Consider the following 22,291-nt stretch of genomic DNA (forward strand, 5'->3'; position numbering starts at 1 on the left):
TCAGTCGCGCGCGATCATCCCCTGATCGAGAAGCCGCGCGACGACCCGCTCAGCGGCGCGACCATCATCGCGCGCGTTGAAACGCGCAGCCCACGAGTCGTATCGCGTCGCGTAGCGCGAGGGGGTCTCGGGGTCGACGAGGGCCGCGGTGAGCTCATCCTGCGATGAGGTGAGCGGCCCCGGCGCACGTTCGGCCAGATCGAAGTAGAAGCCGCGCAGCTTGCCGCGGTAGTGCGCGAGGTCGGGAACGAAGAAGTACACCGGCTTCCCCGTCCCGGTGAAGTCGAACATAACCGACGAATAGTCGGTGATGAGGGCGTCCGCTGCCAGCAGGAGGGCGGAGACGTCGGGGTACGCCGTCACATCGATGACGCGCGAACCGGTCGTGTCCCCACCCGACAGGAGCGTCCGGGAGTGTCCCCGCACGAGCACGACGGCACCGGCATCCGCAGCCAACCGCTCGAGGTCGAGGAAGTCGACCATCTGCTCGCGGTCGTCGCGCCAGGTGGGCGCGTACAACAGCACGCGGTCGTCGGGACTCAGACCGAGACCGCTTCGGACGAGATCCCGGTCGCCGGAGACGAGGACGTCGTTCCGGGGGTACCCCTCGACCCAGACCGGTCGCCTGCCGAAGGCGTAGGCCTTCGCGAGAATACGGGCAGCGTACGGGTTCTGCGCGAGGAGGACGTCCCACCGCCGACTCTCCCGCACTACCGCCACTGCCCGACGGGGATCGAAGCCGGGACGGTCGAGGGCGAGCCTCTTGAGCGGCGTGCCGTGCCACGTCTGAAGGATGCGCTGGCCGGGGCGGCGGACGAACCGGCGACGCAACCAGTCGTTCACGACGAGGAGGCGCGAGATGCCCCGGGCGCGCCACCACTCCGCAGTTCCCTCGACTACCGCCACGGCGCCCGCCGGCACGTCCACCGACCGGTCGACGACGCTCCAGTAGCGCGTCACTCCCGGCGCCACTCGAGCGATCTCCGCATCGATCGCACGCGGATTGCAGCTGGCGTTGCGCCCGTAGAAGCTCTCGAAGAAGACGGCGTTCTCGATCTCGCCGGCGCCGCTCGCGTAGTCCTGCTCGAGCGCCGCCTGACCTGCCGGTGTCGCCTCAGCGTCCTGCAGCGGCGGCCCGACGACGACGTGTCCGTCGGTGATCTCGACGGCGACCGTCTCGCCGAGGGCGCGTGGCAGTCCCGCGATCTCGGCGGGGTCGAGCGCACGCCCGTCCACCTCGACGCGGTACGCACCACTCGGCACCGCGAGGGCGGGGCCGGCCCAGCGGGAGACGCGCAGGGGAAGGTCGGCGCGCCACCCGGCATCCGTCGTCGAGAGCGACGCGACCGAATGCGCGCGACGGCCGACTATGCGAACCGACGCGGGCGGGGTCCCGGTGCCCTCGAGGACCAGCGCGTCGCCCGCTGCCAGGGTGGCGTGGATCATGAGTTCCCCCTCCGTGAGCGCGGCGACGCGAGCTGGCGCTGGACCGCCCCGTAGACGCGCTCTGCGTTGCGTCCGTCGCGGAATGCGTGCACCCGACGACTCAGCTCCGCTGCGCGGTCGACACGGCGCATCCGTTCGCCGTCGTCTCCGAAGACGTGCCGAAGTTGACGGGTCACATCGCGCCACGATGCGGCGACATCGTCGCCGGCGACGTCACGGTACCGGCCGTAGAACCCGCGCTCCGCAGCGTACTGCTCCTCATCCGGCGCGAAGAACACGACCGGCAGCGGGATGAGAGCGGTGTCGAAGACGAGGGAGGAGTAGTCGGTGATGAGGGCGTCGAACGCGCGGAGGACCGGAGTGACATCGGCGAGCAGATCGGACCCCATGAGGCGCACCCGGCCAGCGGCGGATGGAGGCTGGTACTCCCCCGCTCCCAGCGGGTGCGACCGGATCACCAGTACGGCATCCGTCGCCTCGAGCGTCGCGTCGATGTCTGCCCACTCTGCCGCCGTCGGGACCGCCGGGTCGGGGGCGCCGTCGCGCCACGTCGGCGCGTACAGCACGAGATTCGCCCCCTGGACGGTGCCGACGAGGGACTCGACCACCGATCGAGCCTCGGATGCCGCCCCGCCAGCCGAGAGGACGTCGACGCGCGGTTCGCCCGTCACCACGATCCGGTCGTGACCGAGGCCGAAAGCGGATTCGAGTCGGCCCCGGACGAGGTGCGAAGCGGCAGGGATCATGCGGATGCGACGCTGCGTGCGGCGATACGCGGCGGCCAGCAGTCGGGCCAGGCCGGGGATCGGCAGTGGCGCCTGCGCGGTGACGGGCGAGTCCAGTCCGAGCCGCTTGAGTGGGATGCCGTGCCAGAGCTGCACGAGGAACGAACCCGACGTCGCGTAGCGGTTGACGTCGCCCGCACCGTGGGTGACGACGACCACCCGGGCCCTCGCGGTCGCCCAGAACCCGCGGAGTCCCTGCTTCGGCACGGACGGGATGCCGGCGCGTCGAGCGTCATCGGCATCCTTCGGTGAACCGGTCAGCCAGATGGTCCGCTCACCACCACGGGTCGCGACCTGCCAGAGCGCCCACGCCCCCTCACCGACGCCGGCAGCGGAGCCGAAGACCCAGAGGTCTCTCGAGCGCGGAATGAGCCGCGTGGCCACCAGGCCAAGGACGTGGAGCGGAAGCCTCACCACCTGTGCGCCGTTGCCCGACGAGAACGAGAACGACCCCATCCCGCGAGCCTATCGCGGGGTGGGGTCGTGACTCGGAGCGTCTCGGCCGTGCGGTCAGTCGGCGAGCTCTCCCAACGTGACGTCTGCACCGAGAGTCTCGCCGTCGCGAACGTAGACGAGGCTCGCCTTCGCGCCGCCCGCGAGCGCCCGGACCTGCGCCGTGAGGTCGGTGGCGTCGCGGATGGGCACGCCGTCGAACTCTGTCACGACGTCCCCTGCCTTCAGGCCTGCGGCGGCCGCGGCCCCACCGCGAGTCACGTCGCTGATGAGCGCACCGGCGACCGTGCTCCCCTTCGCATCGGCGGAGTTTCCCACCATCGCGCCGAGGAGACCGTGGCTGGCAGAACCGTCCTTGATCAGATCGTCGGCGACACGCTTGACCACGTTCGACGGGATCGAGAAACCGACACCGATGGATCCGGCTTCACTCGACGACGAGGAGCCGCCGCCGGCCGTCGCGATCGCGACGTTGATGCCGATGAGGTTGCCCTCGTCGTCGACGAGCGCACCACCGGAGTTGCCGGGGTTGATGGCGGCGTCCGTCTGGATGACGGCCATGGAGATCGTGCCCGCCGAGTTGGAGCCCCGCTGCTCGCCCTGACCGAAGTCGAACTGGAACGGCGACTGGCCGTTCTGCCCCGGCTCCTCCTGCTGCTCGCCCGAGTCCGGCACAGCGGACGAGGCGATCTGGATCGAACGGTTGAGCGCGCTGACGATACCCGTGGTCACCGTGTTCGACAGGCCGAGGGGGGCGCCGACCGCGACGGTCGTGTCGCCGACATTGAGCTTGCTCGAGTCGGCGAAGTCGATCGGAGTGAGCCCGCGGGCATCCGTCAGCTTGATGACGGCCAGGTCGTAGATCGGGTCCGTCCCGACGACCTTCGCGTCGTAGACGCGGCCCGCCGACGTCGTGACACGGAGGGCGACGTTGGAACTCGCGCCGTCGAGGGTCACGACGTGGGTGTTGGTGACGATGTAGCCGTCCTCGCTGAGGACGACGCCGGATCCGGTGCCGCCGCCGTCGGAGGAGGTCGCGCTGATGGTGACGACGCTCGGCAGAGTCTTGGCCGCGATGCCGGTCGTCTGGTTCACCTGATCGGGGTCGTTGACGGTGACCTGAGTCGTTCCGTTCGTGGCGGGGGCGTTGCCGCGCGCCTGGAACACGTCGTTCCCGATCGCCGCTCCGCCGAGACCCGATACCGCGCCGACGATGGCAGCGGCGACGAGGACGGCGACGATCTTCCCGGAGCCGACCTTGGCGTCGTGGGGTCGGGCGTCGGGGGAAGAACCGGTCGGCTGCGACGAGAATGCGGCGCCCGGCGCCTGCGGAGCCTGAGCCTGCGCGTGCCATACCTGGCCGGTGGGATGTGCACCGGGGGCCTGCGGTCCGGCGACCCCCGGGTGGCCGGACGCTCCGGAATCGGGCAGCGGCGGACGCGGCGGCGTGTTCGCGGCAGGCGTGTTCGGTTCTGGGGTGTTCGATTCGCTCATGAGACTGCTCCTTTTCCGAGGCGTCTTCAGAGTGCTCCCGGAGTCTGTGGACCAGCTATGCCGGCCCTCCGATCACCCTATGGGAGTGGACGACGGTGCGGGCCGCTCGCGCGACGGCGCGACGATACGCTGGGCCGGTGCTGCACATCTCAGGCGCCTGGCAACGCACGGCTCGCGGGGCCGGCCTCCTCTCCCCCGACGGATCCCTGGCGCCGACCATCTTCGCGGAGATCACCGCCGCCGCCGTCCGTCACGACGCCGTGAACCTCGGACAGGGGTTTCCCGACGAGGATGGGCCCAGAGAAGTGCTCGACGCCGCGACGGACGCGATCCGCTCGGGCGTCAATCAGTACCCGCCCGGGCGAGGGATGCCGGTTCTCCGAGACGCGATCGCGGACCATCAGCACCGGTTCTACGGCATCGACCTCGACCCCGACCGCGAGATCCTGGTGACTGCCGGGGCGACGGAGGCCCTGACCGCAGCCCTCCTCGCGCTACTCGGTGATCCGACGGACGAGGTCGTCGTCTTCGAGCCGTATTACGACTCCTACGCCGCAGCGATCGCCCTCGCAGGCGCGCGTCTCGTTCCGGTCCCGCTCCGGTGGCCCGCGCTCGAGCCCGACCTCGACGAGCTCCGCGCCGCGGTCACCGACCGCACGCGGATCATCCTCGTGAACGACCCCCACAATCCGACCGGGACGGTCTTCAGCCGTGACGTCCGTGACGAGATCGTGCGTCTCGCCGAGCAGCACGACGCACTCATCGTCACGGACGAGGTCTACGAGCACCTCGTGATGGACACGCCCCACACCCCGATCTCCACCGTCCCCGGCGCCGCAGACCGCACACTGACCATCTCTTCGGGTGGGAAGACCTTCCGCACTACGGGATGGAAGATCGGCTGGGTGAGCGGGCCGGCCGACCTCGTCGACGCGGTCCTCTCCGTCAAGCAGTACCTGACCTACGTCAACGGCGCCCCGTTCCAGCCGGCGATCGCCGTCGGACTGGGGCTCCCCGACATCTACTTCGAGGACCTCGCCGCGACGCAGCGCGAACGACGCGACCTCCTCGGCGCCGGCCTCGTCGCGGCCGGGTTCGATGTCTCGACACCGGCCGGCTCGTACTTCACCGTGGCCGACGTGCGATCCCTGCTCGCCCCGGACGAGGACGCCGCCGACTTCTGCCGCGCGCTCCCTGGACGCGTCGGCGTGGCCGCGATCCCCGTGACGGCGTTCGTGACGCCGGAGCACCGCGAGCAGTACGCCACGCTCGTGCGCTTCGCGGCGTGCAAGCGGACGGACGTGATCGCCGAGGCCGCCGGCCGCCTCGCCGCATCCGCTCGCTAGGTCGTGGGCACGACGGTTCAGTCAGTCCCGCGCCACCACGGTGTAGCGCCGGAGCGCGAGAGCGGGGTTCACGCGCCGTACACGGTCGACGATCGCGCCGTCGACGAACGCCACGGCGACGTCGGTTGACGTCCCGATCGAGACGATCGGGACACCCTGCGGATCGATCACGAGGGAATGCCCGACCCCGAGTGGCGGCGGGTGGTCCGCGCCGGCGACGTACAGGGTGTTCTCGATCGCACGCGCCTGGAGGAGGGTACGCCAGTGGTCCTCTTTGAGCGGCCCTCGGACCCATTCCGCCGCGACGAGGATGACGTGCGCACCGGTGTCCGCGAGTACGCGTGACACCTCGGGGAACCGCAGGTCGTAACAGGTCATGAGGGCGAAACGGATGCCGTCGCGCTCGAAGGTCTCGGGGGCCTCGAGCGCGCCCGGCTCGACCCAGTCCGACTCTCGCTGGCCGAAGGCGTCGTAGAGGTGCAGCTTGCGGTAGCGCGCGGTGACACCGCCGGCATCCACGGCCACAACCGTGTTGCGGACGCGTTCGCTGGTACCGGCACGCTCCACGAGCCCTGCCACGATGTGCACGTCGAACTCCGCTGCCAGGGCGGTGAGAGCAGTGACGAAGGGGCCGTCGAGATCTTGGGCGTGTTCGGCCAGGGAGGCGTCGAAGGGGTCGACGAAGTAGCTGGAGTACTCCGGGAACAGCACGACGCCGGCGCCACGACCGTGCGCGCGAGCGACCAGGTCCGCGATCGTCTCGAGGTTCGCGGATTCATCTGCGGACGGGGCGAACTGCGCCACCGCTACACCGATCGGAGAGCCGGTCATGGGGTCCTTTCCGAGCGACGGCGAGTGACGAGCGGGAAGACGACCCACAGCGCCGCGATGACGAGGGCGAGACACAGGCCCGCAACCCAGGATGCCGCACCTCCCAGCACGACGTCGAACACGAACGCGACCACCCCCACGAGCAACGTGGACACCAGCGCCAGCGCCAGCATCATGCAGACGTGACCGAAGCGCACGATCTCCGGCTTGGCGCGGCGCGCGAACAGGATCCGGTGCACCGACACGGGTGCCAACGCCACGACCGCGCTGAGGGCGGACAACGCGACAAGCGTCAGGTAGCCGGCACGCTGCGACGACGTGAGGTCGACGAACGAGGGCTGGAACGCCAGCGCGAGGAGGAAACCGGTGAGGATCTGCGTGCCCGTCTGCAGGACGCGCAGTTCCTGCAGGACCTCGCTCCAGTTGCGATCGGCACGCTCATCGCTGGTCTCGTCACGCCCGTCGAGCTGCGCATCGGAGGTGGTGTCGGTGTCACGCGTACGCATGGATACATCCTGCCGATCATCCGCCGAACCGGCACCGATTCGCGTACCCCGACAACGCGTGCTAGTGTTTTCTCTTGTGCCGCGGGGTGGAGCAGTTCGGTAGCTCGCTGGGCTCATAACCCAGAGGTCGCAGGTTCAAATCCTGTCCCCGCAACGAAAAGAAGAAGGCGTTCCCTCTCCGGAGGGGACGCCTTCTTCGTTGTGTCGGTCACGTCTCGGGCACCATCGCGCGTTCCATGTCGGCGAGGAAGCGCACGATCGTGCGGAGTTCCGCATCCGTATACGTCGTCGCGGCGTCTCGCATGCGCTGGAGCCGCTCACCGAAATGGCGGCGGAAGGTCACCCGGGCTTCGTCGGTCAGCGCGACGACGCGAGCGCGGCGATCGTGCGGGTGGGGCTTGCGGGTGAGGAAGCCCGCCACAGTCAGACGGTCTAGGAGCTTCGTCGTCGACGCCGTCGAGATCGCGAGGTGCGTCGCCAGATCATGCGGCTTCACGACCTGACCCTGCTGCTCGCGGATGATGAGCATGCGAAGCGCGCCGAGGTCTGTCGTGTTCATGTCCATGTCGCCGCGCATAGCCGCGTACATTCGATCCAAGGAGTCCGAGAACGCGCGGACAGCCTCGAGAGCGCTCATCACGACGCCGTCGTGGGTGCTACTCGGATTCCAGGGCTCCGCCACTATTGGACACCTCTTCGGTCGATAGGTAGCATGACGATTGATTGCTAGATAATCTAGCAAAGTACGGAGGCATTGTGTCAGACATCGAGTACGTCGTTCTGCTGGACGATGACGGACGCGAGATCGGCACAGCCCCGAAGTCCAGCGTCCACGGTATCGACACCGAGCTTCACCTCGCATTCTCCTGCCACGTCTATAACGACCGCGGCCAGATCCTCGTGACACGCCGCGCGCTGAGCAAGGCCGCCTGGCCGGGTGTCTGGACGAACTCGTTCTGCGGTCATCCCGCTCCGTCCGAGCCGCTGCCCGATGCCGTCCACCGCCGCGCAGGCCACGAAGTCGGACTCACCGTCCGCGACGTCACCCTTGCACTTCCGCACTTCCGTTACCGCGCCGTCGACGCGTCGGGGATCGTCGAGAACGAGATCTGCCCCGTGTACGTCGCCTACACCGACGAGGAACCCCGATTGAACCCGGATGAGGTGGCGGAGGCGCGTTGGGTGGACGCAGCCGACCTCGACGCCTCGATCCGCTCGACGCCGTGGGCGTTCAGCCCGTGGCTAGTGCTGCAGGCCCAGCAGCTCGACCTCGTCGCCCCGCACGCCCGCCGGAGAGCGTCGTGATCGCGCTGTCCGCGATCGCGCGTCGCGAGATCGACGACGCACTCGAGGTGGCACTCGACCGCCTCCGCATCCGCTCCGCAGCACTCGGCGAGGCATCTGCCGCGCTCGGCGAAGCCACCGCCGCGTCCGCGACAGGCGGTAAGCGTCTGCGCCCCGCCCTCGTCGTCGCGGCCTTCGAGGCCTTCGGCGGCGACATCGGCCGCTCCCCTGGCCTGTGGCGCGTGGCGGCGGCATTCGAGCTCCTTCACGCCGCCTTCGTCGTCCACGATGACCTGATCGACGGCGACGTCGAGCGTCGCGGCATCCCCAATGTCGTCGGTCGGTTCCGAGAACGCGCACTCGCACGCGGGGGCGACCAGGGCGACGCGAACCTCCTCGGCGCGGCTGCCGCCGTCCTGGCCGGCGACCTGCTCCTGTTCGAGGCCACACGACTCATCGCGACTGCCCCCGTGACGGACGCGCAGCGCGCCGCCCTGTTCGTCCTCCTCGACGACGCCGTTCTCGTCTCTGCTGCCGGTGAGCTCGCCGATGTGGAGCAGTCGATCGGCGCGGACCTCCCGCCGACGGACTCCCTGATCCGAACGGCACGCGACAAGACCGCCTTCTACTCGTTCCAGGCGCCTCTCGCCGCAGGCGCCCTTCTGGCGGGAGCGAGCGAGGAAGAGCGCGCCGCACTCGAATCGGCGGGCTCGGCCATCGGCGTCGCCTTCCAGCTGGCCGACGACCTCATCGGCACCTTCGGCTCTCGCGCCGAGGCCGGTCGCGAGCCGGGCGCCGACCTGCGCGCATCCAAGCGGACCCCGCTCATCGCCATGGCCGCCGAGACCGAGGCATGGCCGCGAATCGCATCGGCTCTCGCCATGGCTCCGACCGGACCGATCGCGATCGCCCATGCGCAGCGCGAGCTCGCTGCCAGCGGCGCCCGCGAACGCGCAGTCGAACTGATCACCGAGACGCTCCGCTCCGCTCGCGGCCACGCGGCTGACGCTGCGCTCCCGCGCGACGCCGTGGTCCTCCTCGCGTCGCTCGCTTCCGCCGTGGAAGAGCGCATCCCTCGATGAGCGACACGCTGTACGACGAGACCGCGGCGGCCGCCGCGGCATCCGTCATCCGCGCCTACTCGACGTCGTTCGGCCTCGCCACGACCCTCCTCGGACCGCGTGTGCGAACGCACGTGCGGAATGTCTACGCCCTCGTACGCGTCGCCGACGAGATCGTCGACGGCGCCGCGGAAGCGGCGGGGGTCCCCATCAACGAGCAGCGAACCATCTTGGACGCACTCGAGTCCGACACCTACGCTGCGATCGCGCGAGGCTTCAGCGCGAACCTCATCGTGCACGCGTTCGCGCGGACGGCTCGCGAATGCGGGATCGCACGCGCACACATCGAACCGTTCTTCGCCTCCATGCGGACCGATCTCGACACCGCCGAGCATGACGACGCCTCGCACGACGACTACGTGTACGGCTCGGCGGAGGTCGTCGGCCTCATGTGCCTGCAGGTCTTCGTGAACGCGGGCTCATCCTCGCCGCGCGATCCGGATCCGGCGCTCGTGTCAGGTGCCCGCCGTCTGGGGGCTGCCTTCCAAGACATCAACTTCCTTCGCGATCACGCCGACGACGCCGGACGACTGGGGCGGGACTACCTCGGCGTCACCGGAGCCGTCGAGCGGCGCGACCAGGTCCTCTCCCGCATCGACGCAGATCTCGATGCCGCTGCCGCCACCATCCCGCTCCTCCCCGCAGACTGCCGCGTCGCCGTCGCGACGGCCCACGGGCTCTTCGCATCACTCGCGGATCGTCTTCACCGCGCCGACGACGTCGATGCCCGGGTCCGCGTCCCGAATCCGGTGAAGGCGGCGATCGCCGTCCGCGCCGCCGTGGCCCACCGCACCCTGCTCCCCACCCGAACCCGACCCTCCCGGAGGACCCCCGCATGACCCGTCGCATCGCGATCATCGGGGGCGGCATCACCGGTCTCGCCACAGCCGCCCTCCTCGCCGACCGAGGCGACGAGGTGACCGTCTTCGAAGCGCTGGACGACGTCGGCGGGCGAGCCGGGAGCTGGGAGAAGGACGGCTTCCGTTTCGACACCGGCCCGAGCTGGTACCTCATGCCCGAGGTGTTCGATCACTTCTTCGAGCTGCTGGGGACCACGTCACGCGAGCAGCTCGATCTCGTGCGCCTCGACCCCGCGTACCGCGTCTACCACGAGGGCGAGGCAGAGCCGTTCGATGTCGTTTCCGGACGGGATGCCGCCGTCGCGGCATTCGAGGCCCGCGAACCCGGCGCCGGGTCGAAGCTCGCGACCTATCTCGACTCAGCCGGCGAGATCTACGACCTCGCCGTGTCGCGCTTCCTGTACGACCCCTACGTCTCGCTCAAGGGCCTCGCTCACCCCGACGTCATCCGCAAGCTCGGCACGCTCCTCCCGCTGCTGCTCCGCCCGCTCTCCACCCACGTCGAGAAGCAGTTCTCCGACCCGGTTCTGCAGCAGGTCCTCGGATACCCCGCCGTGTTCCTCGGCGGCTCGCCGTACGACGCTCCGAGCCTGTACCACCTCATGAGCCACCTCGACCTCGACGACGGCGTCCTGTACCCGCGGGGCGGGTTGGTGCAGGTCATCCGCGCGATCGCCCGGCTCGCCGAAGAACGCGGCGCCGTCATCCGCACCGGCAGCCGCGTCGAGCGGATCATCACCGTCGGCGGCACGGCCACCGGCATCCGTCTCGCCGACGGCACCCGGATCGAGGCCGACCACGTCATCTCGACGGCCGACATGCACCACACCGAGACCGTCCTGCTCGAACCGGAGCTGCGCTCTCGCACGGATGCCTGGTGGGACAAGCGCGTGCCCTCCTTCGGCGCGCTCCTCATCCTCCTCGGCGTGGAGGGCGAGCTCCCGGAGCTCGAACACCACACCCTCCTCTTCACCAAGGACTGGAAGGCGAACTTCGACGCCATCTTCGGCGAGGACGGCGCGGGCACCCTGCCCGACCCGGCATCGCTCTACGTGTGCCGCCCCAGCGCCACCGATGACGACGTCGCCCCCGCGGGTCACGAGAACCTCTTCGTGCTCGTCCCGATGCCTGCTGACCCGGGTCTCGGTCGAGGCGGCGTGGACGGCGCCGGCGACGCGGCGATCGAAGCCGCGGCGGACGCCGTCATCGCGCAGATCGCTTCCTGGACGGGTGTCGACGACCTGGCGGATCGGGTGCGGGTGCGGCGGACCATCTCCCCCGGAGATTTCGCGGCGGACTTCGGCTCGTTCCGCGGCGGCGCCCTGGGCCTCGCGCACACCCTCGGGCAGTCCGCGATGTTCCGCCCCGGGCTCCGCTCCAAGGTCGACAACCTGCTCTACGCCGGACAGACGGTTCTCCCCGGCGTCGGTCTGCCCATGTGTCTGATCTCCGCCGAGCTCGTCGTGAAGCTCCTCGACGGCGACATCTCGACCGGACGGTTGCCCGCGCCCCTCGCGTCGGAGCGCTGACGGAGGTGCCGGGGCTCTACCTGGGCGCCCTCATCATCTCGGCGCTGGGCATCATCCTGATCGACGTGAGGCATCGCCTCGCCCTCGCCGTCGCGCCCGGGCGCACCCTGCTGCTGATCGCCTGCGGGACGGCGTTCCTCCTCGTCTGGGACCTCGTGGGGATCGCGTCGGGTGTCTTCGTGCGCGGCGACAGCCCGTTGCTGCTCGGCATCGATCTCGCGCCGCATCTCCCGCTCGAAGAACCCGTCTTCCTCGCGTTCCTCTGCCACCTCTGCCTTGTCGTCCACGCCATCGCGCTGCGCCTGCGCCACCGCCGGCGTCGAGGACGGGAGGCGGCATGACGTATCCGCTGATCCTCATCCCCTTCATCCTCGTCACCGTCGTCGTGACTCTCCTAGCGGCTCGACGGCCTGGCCGCCGTGAGCGCCTCGTCGCCTCGCTCTGGACCGCCGCGGTCCTCATCCTTCTGACGGCCGTGTTCGACAACGCGATGATCGCCGCCGACCTCTTCACCTACCCCGACGAGCACATCAGCGGCATCCGGATCGGCCTCGCGCCGGTCGAGGACTTCGCCTACCCGGTCTGCATCGCGTTCCTGCTGCCGTCGATCGCCGCGCTCCTGCCGGAGCGGAGGGCCGCGTCATGATGCCGTTGCGATTCGCCCGCCAACTCTTCGTGTCGTCGCGGCCGGTGAGTTGGATCAACACGGCCTACCCGTTCGCGGCGGCCTACCTGCTGAGCACCCGCGAGATCGACCTGACGCTCATCGTCGGGACGATCTTCTTCCTCATCCCCTACAACGTCGCGATGTACGGGATCAACGACGTCTTCGACTACGAGTCGGATCTCCGGAACCCCCGGAAGGGCGGCGCACACGGCGCGATCCTCGACAAGAGGATGCACGCACCGACCCTGTGGGCCTCCGGCGTGCTGTGCGCGCCGTTCGTGGTCTTCCTCGTGATCGTCGGCCCGCCGGCGTCGTGGTTCGTCCTCGCCCTGAGCCTCCTCGCCGTCGTCTTCTACAGCGCGCCGCCGCTGAGGTTCAAAGAGCGCCCCTTCGCCGACTCGGTCACGAGCAGCATCCACTTCTTCTCCCCCGCGGTGTACGCGCTCGTGCTGACCGGCGCGACGTGGACGCCGCAGCTCGTTCTGATCATCCTGGCGTTCGCGCTCTGGGGCGTCGCCTCGCACGCCTTCGGCGCGGTGCAGGACGTCGTCGCGGACCGCGAGGCGGGGATCTCGTCCATCGCGACAGCGCGCGGAGCCGCATGGACCGTCCGCTTCTCGCTCGTCGCCTACGCGGCATCCGGGGTGGCAACGCTCGCCACGACGTGGCCGGGACCGCTTGCGGCGATCGTCGTCCTGCCCTACCTCGCGACGGTCTGGCCCTACCGCTCGGTCAGCGACGCGGATGCCGCCACCGCCACCCGCGGCTGGGACCGTTTCCTGTGGCTCAACCAGTTCGCAGGGTTCGTCGTCACGCTGCTCTTGATCTGGTGGGGGCTGTTCCTGTCGTGAACGGCCCCCACCAGATCAGGTGAAGATCATTCGCCGTCGAGCTGGATGAGACGGTCGATGATGTTGGTGAGCTTCTCGTCCTGCTCGCCGTAGGTGGCCCAGTCGCCCTTCTGCATGGCAGCGTCGCGCGCCATCATGACCTGACGGGCTTCGGCGAGCAGTCGAGCGGTCTCGTCTCCGGTCCCGGGCGTGCCCGGCGTCCCGCCGCCCGCACCCTCGGTCGCCCCGGGAGTGGGTGTCGCGGAGGGACCCGGGGTGGGGTTGGTTCCCTCATCGCCCGTTGTGGCGCCCGAGTCGCCGTCGAAGAGGACGTCGAGCGCCTCTTGCAGAGTGTCCTCGAAGGCCACCTCCTTGCCGAACGCGACCAGGATCTTGCGCAGCTGCGGGAGCTGCGTTCCGCTCGATGCCTGGACGAAGACCGGCTGCACATAGAGCAGTCCGCCGCCCACCGGCAGGGTGAGGAGGTTGCCATTGAGGACGTCAGATTGGCCCTGTTGCAGCAGGTTGATCTCGCGGGCGACCGTGTTGTTCGAGCGGAAGTCGTTCTGCACCTGGCCTGGCCCTGGCACGGACACGTCTGCACCGATCTCCAGCATCCGGAGCTTGCCGTAGTCCGCCGCCTTCTTGCCGCCTTCCGCACCGGCGTTGGAGTCGACGGCGAGATAGCCGAGGAGCACGTTCCGCTCGGCGTCGCCTTCGGCGGCGGGGATGAACGAGGTGAACATCGAGAACGCGGGCGACTCCTGCCCCGGCATCTGCATCGTCAGGTAGTACGGCGGCTGCAGGTTCTTGTTCGTCACCGGATCCTGCGGGGTGCGCCAAGCGTTGTCGCGGCGGATGAAGGACTGTGCGTCGTCGACGTGATAGGTCCCCAGCATCGCTCGCTGCACCTTGAAGAGGTCGGTCGGGTACCGGACATGGCTCATCAGATCGCCGGACATCTTGCTGATCGGCTCGAGCGTGGACGGATAGATGTTCTGCCAGGCCTTCAGCATCGGATCCTGGTCGTCCCACGCATACAGCTTGACCGAGCCGTCGTAGGCGTCGACGGTCGCCTTGACCGAGTTTCGGATGTAGTTGATGTCGTCGAGCGCCACGCGGGGCTGGGTATTCGTGGTGTCCGAGATCGCGTCGCGAAGGCTCACGATCGACGAGTACGGGTAGTTGTTGCTCAGCGTGTAGCCGTCGATGATCCACACGACGCGACCGTCCACGACGCTCGGGTAAGGATCGCTGTCGAGCTCGAGGTAGGGAGCCACCTTCTGCACACGATCACGGGGGTTCCGGTCGTAGAGGATCTGAGACTTGTCGTTGATGCCATCCGAGAAGAGGATGTCCGTCGACTGGAACTTGAGGGCGTAGAGCAGCCGGTTGAACGGGTCACCGATATTGGGCCCACCGTTGCCCGTGAACGTCGTCCGGGTCTGGTCGGCCCCGTCCTCGCCGCGAGGGTAATCGAGCTCCACCGGGTCGCTGTTCTCGGGGGCACCCACGATGGAGTACGGCGGGGAGGACTCGCCGAAGTAGATCCTCGGCTCGTACTTCTCGTTACTCGTGAGGTCTCCCGACGTCGGGATGCCGCGCTCCAGGAAGACGGGGTTGCCGTCATCCGTGCGCTCATTGCCCTTGGCGGCGACGACTCCGTAGCCGTGCGTGTAGACGAGGGTGTTGTTGTACCAGGTCTGCGCGGTGCCCAGCTGCTCCAGGTTCAGCTCGCGCACCGAGACAACCGCATCCTGCGTCTTGCCGTCGATCGTGTAACGGTCGACGTCGAGCGGATCGGTGAACCGGTAGTACGAGCGGTACTGCTCGAGCTGACGCACGGTCGGCCCGATGATCGCCGGGTCCATGATGCGCAGGGATGCCGTGGTGTCGGCATCGGCGCGGAGCTGACCCTCTTCGGCGGTCGTGACCGCCTCGTAGTCGGTCTTCTCGAGGCCGTTGATCCCGTAGGCGAACTTCGTCGCAGCGAGGTTCTTCTCGACGTACGGCGCCTCATAGGTCTCGAGGTTGGGGACGACCTGGAACTGCGTGACGGCCCACGGGTAGGCGACGCCCACGACGAGCGAGGACACGATGAGGAGCGCGGTACCGATGAGCGGGAATCGCCAACGGCCGATGATCGCGGTGACGACGAAGAGCAGGGCGACGATCGCCGCGGCGGCGGCGAGGATGGAGAGCCCAGGAATCACGGCGTTGTCGTCGACGTAGCTCACGCCGGTGAACCGGTCGCCCTGGGTGGTGAGGGTCTTGAACCGGTCCAGCCACAGGCTGGCCGCCTGAACGGCGAGGTAGAGCGCGGCGACGATGGCGAGCTGGATGCGGGCGGCCTTCGAGATGCGCAGTTCCCGCTGCCCCACGCGCACCGACCCGTAGAGGTATGCGACGACGGCCGTCACGAGGAGGCAGATCAGCAGCACCGCCGACGCGAAGCCGAGGACGACGCTGTAGAACGGCATCTGGAAGAGGTAGAAGCCGGTGTCGAGACCGAACTGAGGGTCCTTCTGACCGGTGGTGACACCGTTGCCCCAGAGCCACGCAGTCTCCCACTGGGCCGAGGCGGCGAAGCCGGCGAAGAATCCGAAGAAGACGGGGATGCCCCACATCGCCAGACGGCGGAGAGGTTCGACGACCTCCTGGTAGTGATCGAGCTGCGAGCTCAGCCGCGCATACACCGGGCGGAGCCGATATGCGAGCTGGATGGCGGCGAAGACCGGAGCGGCCATCGCGACGAACCCGATGACGAACATCACCACGCGGGCCGTCCACTGCGTCACCAGGACGCTGTCGAATCCGAGCTGCCGATACCACTGCCAGTCGGTGTACAGGCTCGCGAACGCGAAGAACGCGATCACCAGCACAACAAGTACGCCGACCGTGATGGCGATCGTGCGACGGACGGGATTCGGAGGGGTGGACGTGGCCGGTCCGGCAGGTGTCGAGGTCACCCCCTCATCCTAGGCGGGGCCGATTACCGGCTGGCCGCGGCGGGGTGCGCTCTGGGCGGAATCGCAGGCGCGCGGACCCGGCGCTCAGCCAGCCGTGCAGACGGGGAGCTCGTCGACGCCCTTGCCGGTCCGGATCGCCTCGAGCGCGGTGAGCGAGTCGTCGAGGGTCGATACCGGGATTACGCGGAGGTCGCCCGGGATGTGGCCGACCACCTCGTCGCAGTTCTTATCGGGCGCCAGGAAGTATGTGGCCCCGGCATCCACCGCTCCGTAGAGCTTCTGCCGGATGCCGCCGATCGGCCCGATCGTGCCCGTGGCGTCGATCGTGCCGGTGCCGGCTACCTGCTTGCCGCCGTTGAGCTCACCCGGGGTCAGCGTGTCGATGATGCCGAGTGCGAACATCTGCCCGGCGCTCGGCCCCCCGATGCGGTCGAGCTGGATCTTCACGTCGATCGGGAAGTCGAAATCGCGTGCGGTCGTGATCCCGATGATCCACACGGGTCCGTCCGTGGACTCGGTGCGCGCCGGGGTGACGCTGACGGTGCGCTCCGCACCGTCGCGACGGACGACCAACTCGACAGGCTCGCCCTTGCGTTCGTTGATGAGCGAGCGCAGCTGCTCGGTGTCCTGGATCGCCGACCCGCTCGCGGAGACGATCTCGTCTCCGACCTCGAGGATGCCCTTCGCCGGCGAATCCTCACTGAGCGCGCCGACGCCGACGTGGGCGTCGACGTCGTACCCGAGTTGCGTGAGCGCCGCCGCTGTCGCCTCCTTCTGGGAGTCGACCATGAGCGCGGCGTTCTCCTCGTTCCGCTGCTCGGTCGTCGTGCCCAGCGGGAAGACGGTGTCGATCGGAAGTACCGCCTCCGACGCGTCGAACCACGCCTGAGCCAGCTCGAACCACGACGGGGTTCGCTCTCGGTTGCCGACGACCTGCACCGTGGTGAGGTCGAGAGCACCACTGGTCGGATAGGTCTTCGCACCGGCCACAGAGATGAGGGGCACGTCGTCGCCGTCCGCGTTCTCGACCGAGCCGAGCGTGTTGACCACCGGCCCCTGCCGCTGAATGACGTAACCGGTCGGAAGGAAGCTCAGGATCAGCAGAGCCACGAGGGCGATCACGAGGGCCCACACACCCGCGGAGAACCGCCGGGAGCGGGGCGATGTGCGCGGAGTCGCCTGCGCGGACGCGTCGTCGAAAAGGGACACGAGGGTCCTTCCTCCGGCGCTCGTTCGCGACCGGCGTACACGGGACGTCTCCCGCTCGGGCCGGGCGGAGAAAACCTGCGACTAGCGTAGTTCGAGACGTCTCCCCCCTGCTGAAAGGCGCCTGACATGACCGACCCCTCGGACGACGATCTGCCCGGCGACGACGATTTCGCAGAGATGCTCCGACGGATGCTCGGTGGCCAGGGCGGGATTGATCCCGAACAGCTCCAGCAACTGTCGGCCATGGGCATCGACCCCGCGATGATGCAGAACATCATGCGGCAGATGCAAGCCGCCATGGCAGGCGATGACGGCGACGACGGTCTCGACTGGTCCGCCGCCAAGACGCAGGCGCTGCACATCGCCAACCGCGACGGTCTCGGCATCACGACGGGCGCTCGAACGGAGTTCGACCAGGCGTTCGCTCTCGCATCGCTCTGGCTGAGCGAAGTCACCGCGATCGCGGAGCTCGCGCAGCCGCCGCAGCCGATCACCCGCGGCCAGTGGGTCGAAGCAACCCTGCCGGTGTGGCAGGAACTCGCCGAGCCCGTGGCGACCTCCATCAGCGATGCGCTCATGGCCGCGCTGGAATCGCAGACACCCGAAGAGATGCGCTCCGCGATCCAGGGCGCGGGCAGGCTCATGCGCCGTGTGGGCGGCGCTCTGTTCGCCGGACAGCTGGGCGCCGTGATCGGGCGCCTGTCGCTCGAGGTCGTGAGCGGCGGCGATGTCGGCATCCCGCTCATGCCGACGGGGGAAGCCGCGATCCTGCCGCAAAACTTCGCCGACTTCGGCCGTGACCTCGAGATCGAAGAAGACCAGCTCGCCCTGGTGCTCGCGACCCGCGAGCTCGCTCACGCGCGGTTATTCCGACACGCGAAGTGGCTGCGGCTCCACGTCATCTCGCAGGTGACCGACTTCGCCCGGGGCGTCCACGTCGACACCGATGCGCTCGAAGACCTCGCGTCGCGGTTCGACCCCTCCGCCCCCGAAGAACTGAAGGCGGCGCTCGAGAGCGGGGCACTTCTCCCCCAGCGTTCCGAGGCACAGGTCGCCGCCTTGACCCGGCTCGAGAACCTCCTCGCAACGATCGAGGGCTGGGTCGATGTGGTGACCGCCGATGCGACGGCCCGCGTCCCCTCCGCCGACCGGATCGCGGAAGCCGTCCGTCGCCGGCGCGCCGTCGGCGGGCCCGGAGAGCAGGCCATGGCCTCTCTCGTGGGGCTCGAACTGCGTCCGCGCCGGCTCCGCGAAGCCGCAGCGATGTGGCGCGCGGTGACGGATGCCGTGGGTCCGACGGTCCGCGACCGGCTGTGGGACTACCCCGACCTCATCCCGACGGCCGAGGACATCGACGATCCGGCTGCCCTCGTCGCTCGTCTCCAAGCGAGCGAGCGGGGCGAAGAGCCCGAGCGCGACGCGTTCGACGACGCCCTGGCGGCTCTCCTCGATGAGGAGGCCGCCTCGGACGGGACGTCCGACGCGGACGCACCGGCGAGCGACGGCGAGGACGGGCCCGAGGGTCCACGCCCCGTCTGAATCGGAGACTCCTCCACAGGCACCGGCCACCGCTGCGGGACGGCGCCGGCTGTGGAGAGGTGGCGAGCGGACGCAGCATCCCGGTGAGAATCACGGCATGCTGCGTCTCGCCCCCTCCCATCCGCCGCTGTGGCGGACCCCGACGAGCGTTCAGCTCGGAATCGACGACGATCGTCCGCTGACCGGCCTGCAGCCGTGGCAGGAACGCTTGCTGGATGCCCTGGTCAGTGGCATTCCGGACGCTCACCTCGCACCCCTCGCGCGGGAGCTCGGCGCCACCGAGGAGGAGGCGAACGGCTTCCTGCGCCGGATCGCGGGCGCGCTCGTCGCGGATGCTGCGCCTCCTCCGCCCGTTCGGGTCGAGCTCCCGTCGGACCTCAGCCAGGAGGACGAGAACACACTCCTCTCGGGGATGCGGGCCGCCGGGCTCCACGTCGTCGACACCGCCCGCTGGGCGTTGCCGCCCGCATCCGTCCCGATCATCCTCGTGGCGTCACGCCTGGTGGATCCGCACCGTGCCGCACGGCTGACCGCCGACGACGTCCCCCACCTGCCGATCGAGCTGTCGGGCGACCGGGTCGTGGCGGGACCCCTCGTCATGCCCGGGGAGACCCCGTGCATCGCGTGCGTTCACGCCGAGAGGCGAGACCGCGATCCCGACTGGCCGCTGGTGGCGGCGCAGCTCCTGGCGCGGCCCGCGGTCTCCACCGACCCGCTCCTGCTGGTGGAGGCAGCGACGCTCGCCGCACGGATGCTGCGCACGAGCGACGTCGGACGCTCTGTCGTCCTCAGCGCCGCGGACGGGCAGCGCGAGGACCGCGAGCATCGCCCTCACGCAGCGTGCTTCTGCCGATCTCCTGAAGGAATCTGGAGCGCTGACGCTCCCGGTTCCCGGAGCGCTGAGCCCACGACAGTGACAGCGTTCGCGCGGCCCGCGTGACGCCGACGTACGCAAGGCGACGTTCCTCGTCGATCTGCTCGAACGTCGTCGCGTAGGAGATCGGCAGCAGTCCTTCGCTGAGTCCCATCAGATGCACGTGCGCCCATTCCAGACCCTTGGCCGCGTGGAGTGTCGCAAGGGTCACGGTGCGCCGGGCCGGCTCGTGCTGTGCTTTGGCGCGGGTCGTCAACTCGTCGGTGAAGGCACGGAGTGTGGTGCCCTCGGGGGCTTCCTCAGCGAGGCGGAGGACGGCAGCCCGCGCCTCCCACGCATCACGCAGCGCACCGCCGGCGGGAGGCGCCTCCTCCGTGAGTCCCAGCGAACGCAGGATGTCCCGCACCGTCGCGATGAACGACCCCGACAGCGGCGCAACGGCGGCCCCACGGAGCGCGAGCAGCGCCTGACGCACCTCGGGAAGATCCCAGAACCGTTTGCCTCCCAAGACCGTGGCCGGGATGCCGCGGGCCGAGAGAGCCGCGAGGAGCGGCGCGGACTGCGCATTCAGCCGGTAGAGCACGGCGATGTCGTGCGGATCGGCACCGTCCTTGAGCTGCGCCGCTATTCGAGCGGCCACACCGTCCGCCTCGGCTCCGTCGTCCTCGTAGGACGTGACCTCGGGGGCGGGGCCTGCGGGAGTCGGCGTCACGAGCTGGAGCGCCCCCGGACGCCCCCGCATGAGCTCGTTCGCGACGGCGAGGACCGCGGCATCCGATCGGTAATTGCGCTCCAGGCGGACGACGGTCACATCATCGTCGCGGTCGGCGAATTCCAGAAGGTAGCGCGGGTCGGCTCCGGCGAAGGAGTAGATCGTCTGGCTCGCGTCGCCCACGACGCACAGATCACGGCGGTCGCCGAGCCAGAGTTCGAGAAGCCGATGTTGGACGGGCGAGACATCCTGATATTCATCGACCGTGAAGTGGCGATACTGCTCGTGCACCGCGGCGGCAACGCGCGGCTCGGACTCGATCATCCCGGCGCAGGCGAGAAGCACGTCTTCGAAGTCGAGCTGCCGGCGCTCATCCTTCAGCTTCTCGTAGGCGCGCTGCAGACCCACCAGGGGATCGATCGACAGGCCGGGGAGGCCGGTCGGACGCACCTGCGCGTACTCCTCGATCGACCGCATCGTCACCTTGCGCCATTCGATCTGCGACGCGACGTCGCGGAGCGTGGACGCATCCAACCGCAGACCGATCCCGTCGGCCGCGTGGGAGAGGAGCCTCACCTTGCTGTCGACGATCGCGGGCGCCGTGTCGCGGGCGACCTGCGGCCAGAAGAAGTTGAGCTGGGCGAGGGCGGCCGCATGGAACGTGCGTGCGGCGACCCCCTCGACGCCGAGGGCACGGAGCCTGCCGCGGAGTTCGCCCGCGGCCTTCGTCGTGAAGGTGACGGCCATGACGCGCTGCGGCGAGTAGGCGCCGGTGTCGACACCGTGGGCGATCCGGTGAGTGATGACGCGGGTCTTGCCGGTTCCCGCTCCCGCGAGCACGCACACGTGCCCGCGGAGCGTGCTCGCCGCCTCGCGTTGGCGGTCGTCGAGATCGGCGAGCGGGTCCGTGCTCACTCCCCCACCCAACGAACGATCAGACTGCGCGCGATGGAAGCGGGACCCGGCAGGCGGATCTCGCCGCGCCCGGCCAGCGCATCGCGGATCTCGTCTCGCGTGAACCAGCGGACGTCCAGGATCTCCTCGCCGTCGGCGCGCGCCTCGTCGTCGGAGATCGCGGAGGCGGTGAAGCCGAGCATGAGCGAGCGCGGGTAGGGCCAGGCCTGCGAACCGCGGTACACGATCCGGTCGAGCCGAACCCCCGCTTCCTCGGCGACCTCACGCTCGACCGTCGTCTCGAGCGACTCGCCCGCCTCGACGAATCCGGCGAAGGTCGAGTACGTGGGGATGTCGCCCCATGCGGCGTTCCGGCCGAGCAGCAGGCGTTCGCCGTCGGCGCTGGCCACCGCCACGATCACGGCCGGATCGGTTCGCGGGAAGTGCTGGCGACCGCACACGACGCATCGCCGCGACCACCCGGCCTGCTGGATGTCGGTCGCCCCACCGCACGCAGAGCAGAACGGCGCGTCGAGCAGCCACCTGCCGAGGCTGAGGCCCTGGACGAAGCGCCCGGCTTCGTCGGGATCGAAGCCGCCGCCGACGACCCGGAGGCTTCCCCATCCGGCGGCATCCACGACCGGCTCGTCGGACTTCGCCGAGAGCGCGGCGACCGCGACGGCGCGGCGCTCGGCGTCGCGACCGAGAAATGCCCACACGGCGTTCTCGGGGATCTGGTCGGGAGCGAGCCAGCGCACCGCCGGCTGCTCGTCGAGCGGCGCGCGATCGCCGTGCAGCAGCAGCACGCGCGTGTCACGGTCGGCACGGATGCGGGTGAGCAGACCTTCGTCGAGCCGCTCTTCGGCTGCGCGGTCGATGACCGCGCGAGCCAGTGGCGGCGGGACGTCCTTCGTCGTCATCGAGGACCTCTCTTGCGGGCGT

General features: G+C 69.3%; 19 protein-coding genes and 1 tRNA gene. 10 read left to right on the forward strand and 10 right to left on the reverse strand.

Translation table 11 applies throughout. The annotated features are described in order from the left end of the window. From ABQ271_RS08505 to ABQ271_RS08515, 3 genes are read right to left on the reverse strand one after another with little or no spacing between them, the layout of a single operon-like run. Positions 1-1,446, reverse strand: coding sequence for a CDP-glycerol glycerophosphotransferase family protein (locus ABQ271_RS08505; protein WP_349308347.1), 1,446 nt, complete (start codon positions 1,444-1,446; stop codon positions 1-3). Further along, a complete protein-coding gene (locus ABQ271_RS08510; RefSeq protein WP_349308348.1) occupies positions 1,443-2,687 on the reverse strand; it encodes a CDP-glycerol glycerophosphotransferase family protein in 1,245 nt (414 codons plus the stop codon). Before ABQ271_RS08510 ends, ABQ271_RS08505 begins: the two co-directional genes overlap by 4 nt. Positions 2,688-2,741: 54 nt before the next feature. Then, complete coding sequence (locus tag ABQ271_RS08515; protein WP_349308349.1) at positions 2,742-4,178, reverse strand: trypsin-like peptidase domain-containing protein; 1,437 nt, start codon at positions 4,176-4,178, stop codon at positions 2,742-2,744. A 137-nt stretch (positions 4,179-4,315) separates the two neighbouring features. Here ABQ271_RS08515 and ABQ271_RS08520 point away from each other — a divergent pair, with 137 nt between their 5' ends. Next, complete coding sequence (locus tag ABQ271_RS08520) at positions 4,316-5,524, forward strand: aminotransferase class I/II-fold pyridoxal phosphate-dependent enzyme (protein ID WP_349308350.1); 1,209 nt, start codon at positions 4,316-4,318, stop codon at positions 5,522-5,524. Positions 5,525-5,545: 21 nt separating this feature from the next. Here the strand turns inward: ABQ271_RS08520 and ABQ271_RS08525 are convergent, their stop codons facing one another. Both ABQ271_RS08525 and ABQ271_RS08530 read right to left on the reverse strand, forming a co-directional pair. Continuing rightward, on the reverse strand, positions 5,546-6,355 hold the full coding sequence (locus tag ABQ271_RS08525) for a carbon-nitrogen hydrolase family protein (protein WP_349308351.1): 810 nt from the start codon (positions 6,353-6,355) through the stop codon (positions 5,546-5,548). Next, a complete protein-coding gene (locus ABQ271_RS08530) occupies positions 6,352-6,861 on the reverse strand; it encodes a DUF6328 family protein (protein WP_349308352.1) in 510 nt (169 codons plus the stop codon). Before ABQ271_RS08530 ends, ABQ271_RS08525 begins: the two co-directional genes overlap by 4 nt. Positions 6,862-6,941: 80 nt before the next feature. Here ABQ271_RS08530 and ABQ271_RS08535 point away from each other — a divergent pair. Continuing rightward, positions 6,942-7,015 (forward strand) — tRNA-Met (locus ABQ271_RS08535). Positions 7,016-7,069: 54 nt separating this feature from the next. Here ABQ271_RS08535 and ABQ271_RS08540 read toward each other — a convergent pair. Next, the gene (locus ABQ271_RS08540; protein ID WP_349308353.1) at positions 7,070-7,498 is read right to left on the reverse strand and encodes a MarR family transcriptional regulator; all 429 of its coding nucleotides are present in this window, start codon (positions 7,496-7,498) and stop codon (positions 7,070-7,072) included. A gap of 119 nt (positions 7,499-7,617) precedes the next feature. Between ABQ271_RS08540 and idi the strand changes: the two genes are divergently transcribed. From idi to ABQ271_RS08575, 7 genes are read left to right on the forward strand one after another with little or no spacing between them, the layout of a single operon-like run. Further along, positions 7,618-8,166, forward strand: a complete 549-nt coding sequence (gene idi / locus ABQ271_RS08545) for an isopentenyl-diphosphate Delta-isomerase (RefSeq protein WP_349308354.1) — start codon at positions 7,618-7,620, stop codon at positions 8,164-8,166. Next, positions 8,163-9,227, forward strand: coding sequence for a polyprenyl synthetase family protein (locus ABQ271_RS08550; protein WP_349308355.1), 1,065 nt, complete (start codon positions 8,163-8,165; stop codon positions 9,225-9,227). The genes idi and ABQ271_RS08550 overlap by 4 nt, the downstream gene beginning before the upstream one ends. Further along, complete coding sequence (locus ABQ271_RS08555; protein WP_349308356.1) at positions 9,224-10,105, forward strand: squalene/phytoene synthase family protein; 882 nt, start codon at positions 9,224-9,226, stop codon at positions 10,103-10,105. The genes ABQ271_RS08550 and ABQ271_RS08555 overlap by 4 nt, the downstream gene beginning before the upstream one ends. Beyond that, the gene (crtI, locus tag ABQ271_RS08560) at positions 10,102-11,655 is read left to right on the forward strand and encodes a phytoene desaturase family protein (RefSeq protein ID WP_349308357.1); all 1,554 of its coding nucleotides are present in this window, start codon (positions 10,102-10,104) and stop codon (positions 11,653-11,655) included. Before ABQ271_RS08555 ends, crtI begins: the two co-directional genes overlap by 4 nt. 5 nt (positions 11,656-11,660) lie before the next feature. Then, positions 11,661-11,996 (forward strand): lycopene cyclase domain-containing protein, encoded by a 336-nt coding sequence (locus ABQ271_RS08565; RefSeq protein ID WP_349308358.1) that lies wholly within the window; start codon positions 11,661-11,663, stop codon positions 11,994-11,996. Further along, positions 11,993-12,301, forward strand: a complete 309-nt coding sequence (locus ABQ271_RS08570) for a lycopene cyclase domain-containing protein (RefSeq protein ID WP_349308359.1) — start codon at positions 11,993-11,995, stop codon at positions 12,299-12,301. Before ABQ271_RS08565 ends, ABQ271_RS08570 begins: the two co-directional genes overlap by 4 nt. Continuing rightward, the gene (locus tag ABQ271_RS08575; protein ID WP_349308360.1) at positions 12,298-13,173 is read left to right on the forward strand and encodes a prenyltransferase; all 876 of its coding nucleotides are present in this window, start codon (positions 12,298-12,300) and stop codon (positions 13,171-13,173) included. Before ABQ271_RS08570 ends, ABQ271_RS08575 begins: the two co-directional genes overlap by 4 nt. A 26-nt stretch (positions 13,174-13,199) precedes the next feature. Here the strand turns inward: ABQ271_RS08575 and ABQ271_RS08580 are convergent, their stop codons facing one another. Continuing rightward, positions 13,200-16,121, reverse strand: coding sequence for a UPF0182 family protein (locus ABQ271_RS08580; RefSeq protein WP_349308361.1), 2,922 nt, complete (start codon positions 16,119-16,121; stop codon positions 13,200-13,202). Between the two features lie 84 nt (positions 16,122-16,205). Further along, positions 16,206-17,330 carry a S16 family serine protease gene (locus ABQ271_RS08585; protein ID WP_349308362.1) on the reverse strand — a complete coding sequence of 375 codons (1,125 nt, stop codon included), beginning with the start codon at positions 17,328-17,330 and terminating at the stop codon, positions 16,206-16,208. A gap of 126 nt (positions 17,331-17,456) precedes the next feature. Here ABQ271_RS08585 and ABQ271_RS08590 point away from each other — a divergent pair, with 126 nt between their 5' ends. Further along, positions 17,457-18,869 carry a zinc-dependent metalloprotease gene (locus tag ABQ271_RS08590; RefSeq protein WP_349308363.1) on the forward strand — a complete coding sequence of 471 codons (1,413 nt, stop codon included), beginning with the start codon at positions 17,457-17,459 and terminating at the stop codon, positions 18,867-18,869. A 788-nt stretch (positions 18,870-19,657) separates the two neighbouring features. Here the strand turns inward: ABQ271_RS08590 and ABQ271_RS08595 are convergent. Both ABQ271_RS08595 and nudC read right to left on the reverse strand, forming a co-directional pair. After that, entirely contained in the window at positions 19,658-21,370 is a 1,713-nt protein-coding gene (locus tag ABQ271_RS08595) for an ATP-dependent helicase (protein WP_349308364.1), read from the reverse strand. Next, on the reverse strand, positions 21,367-22,269 hold the full coding sequence (gene nudC, locus ABQ271_RS08600) for an NAD(+) diphosphatase (protein WP_349308365.1): 903 nt from the start codon (positions 22,267-22,269) through the stop codon (positions 21,367-21,369). The genes ABQ271_RS08595 and nudC overlap by 4 nt, the downstream gene beginning before the upstream one ends. Positions 22,270-22,291: the final 22 nt, after the last annotated feature.

Source organism: Microbacterium sp. MM2322, assembly GCF_964186585.1.
Classification (GTDB): Bacteria; Actinomycetota; Actinomycetes; order Actinomycetales; family Microbacteriaceae; genus Microbacterium.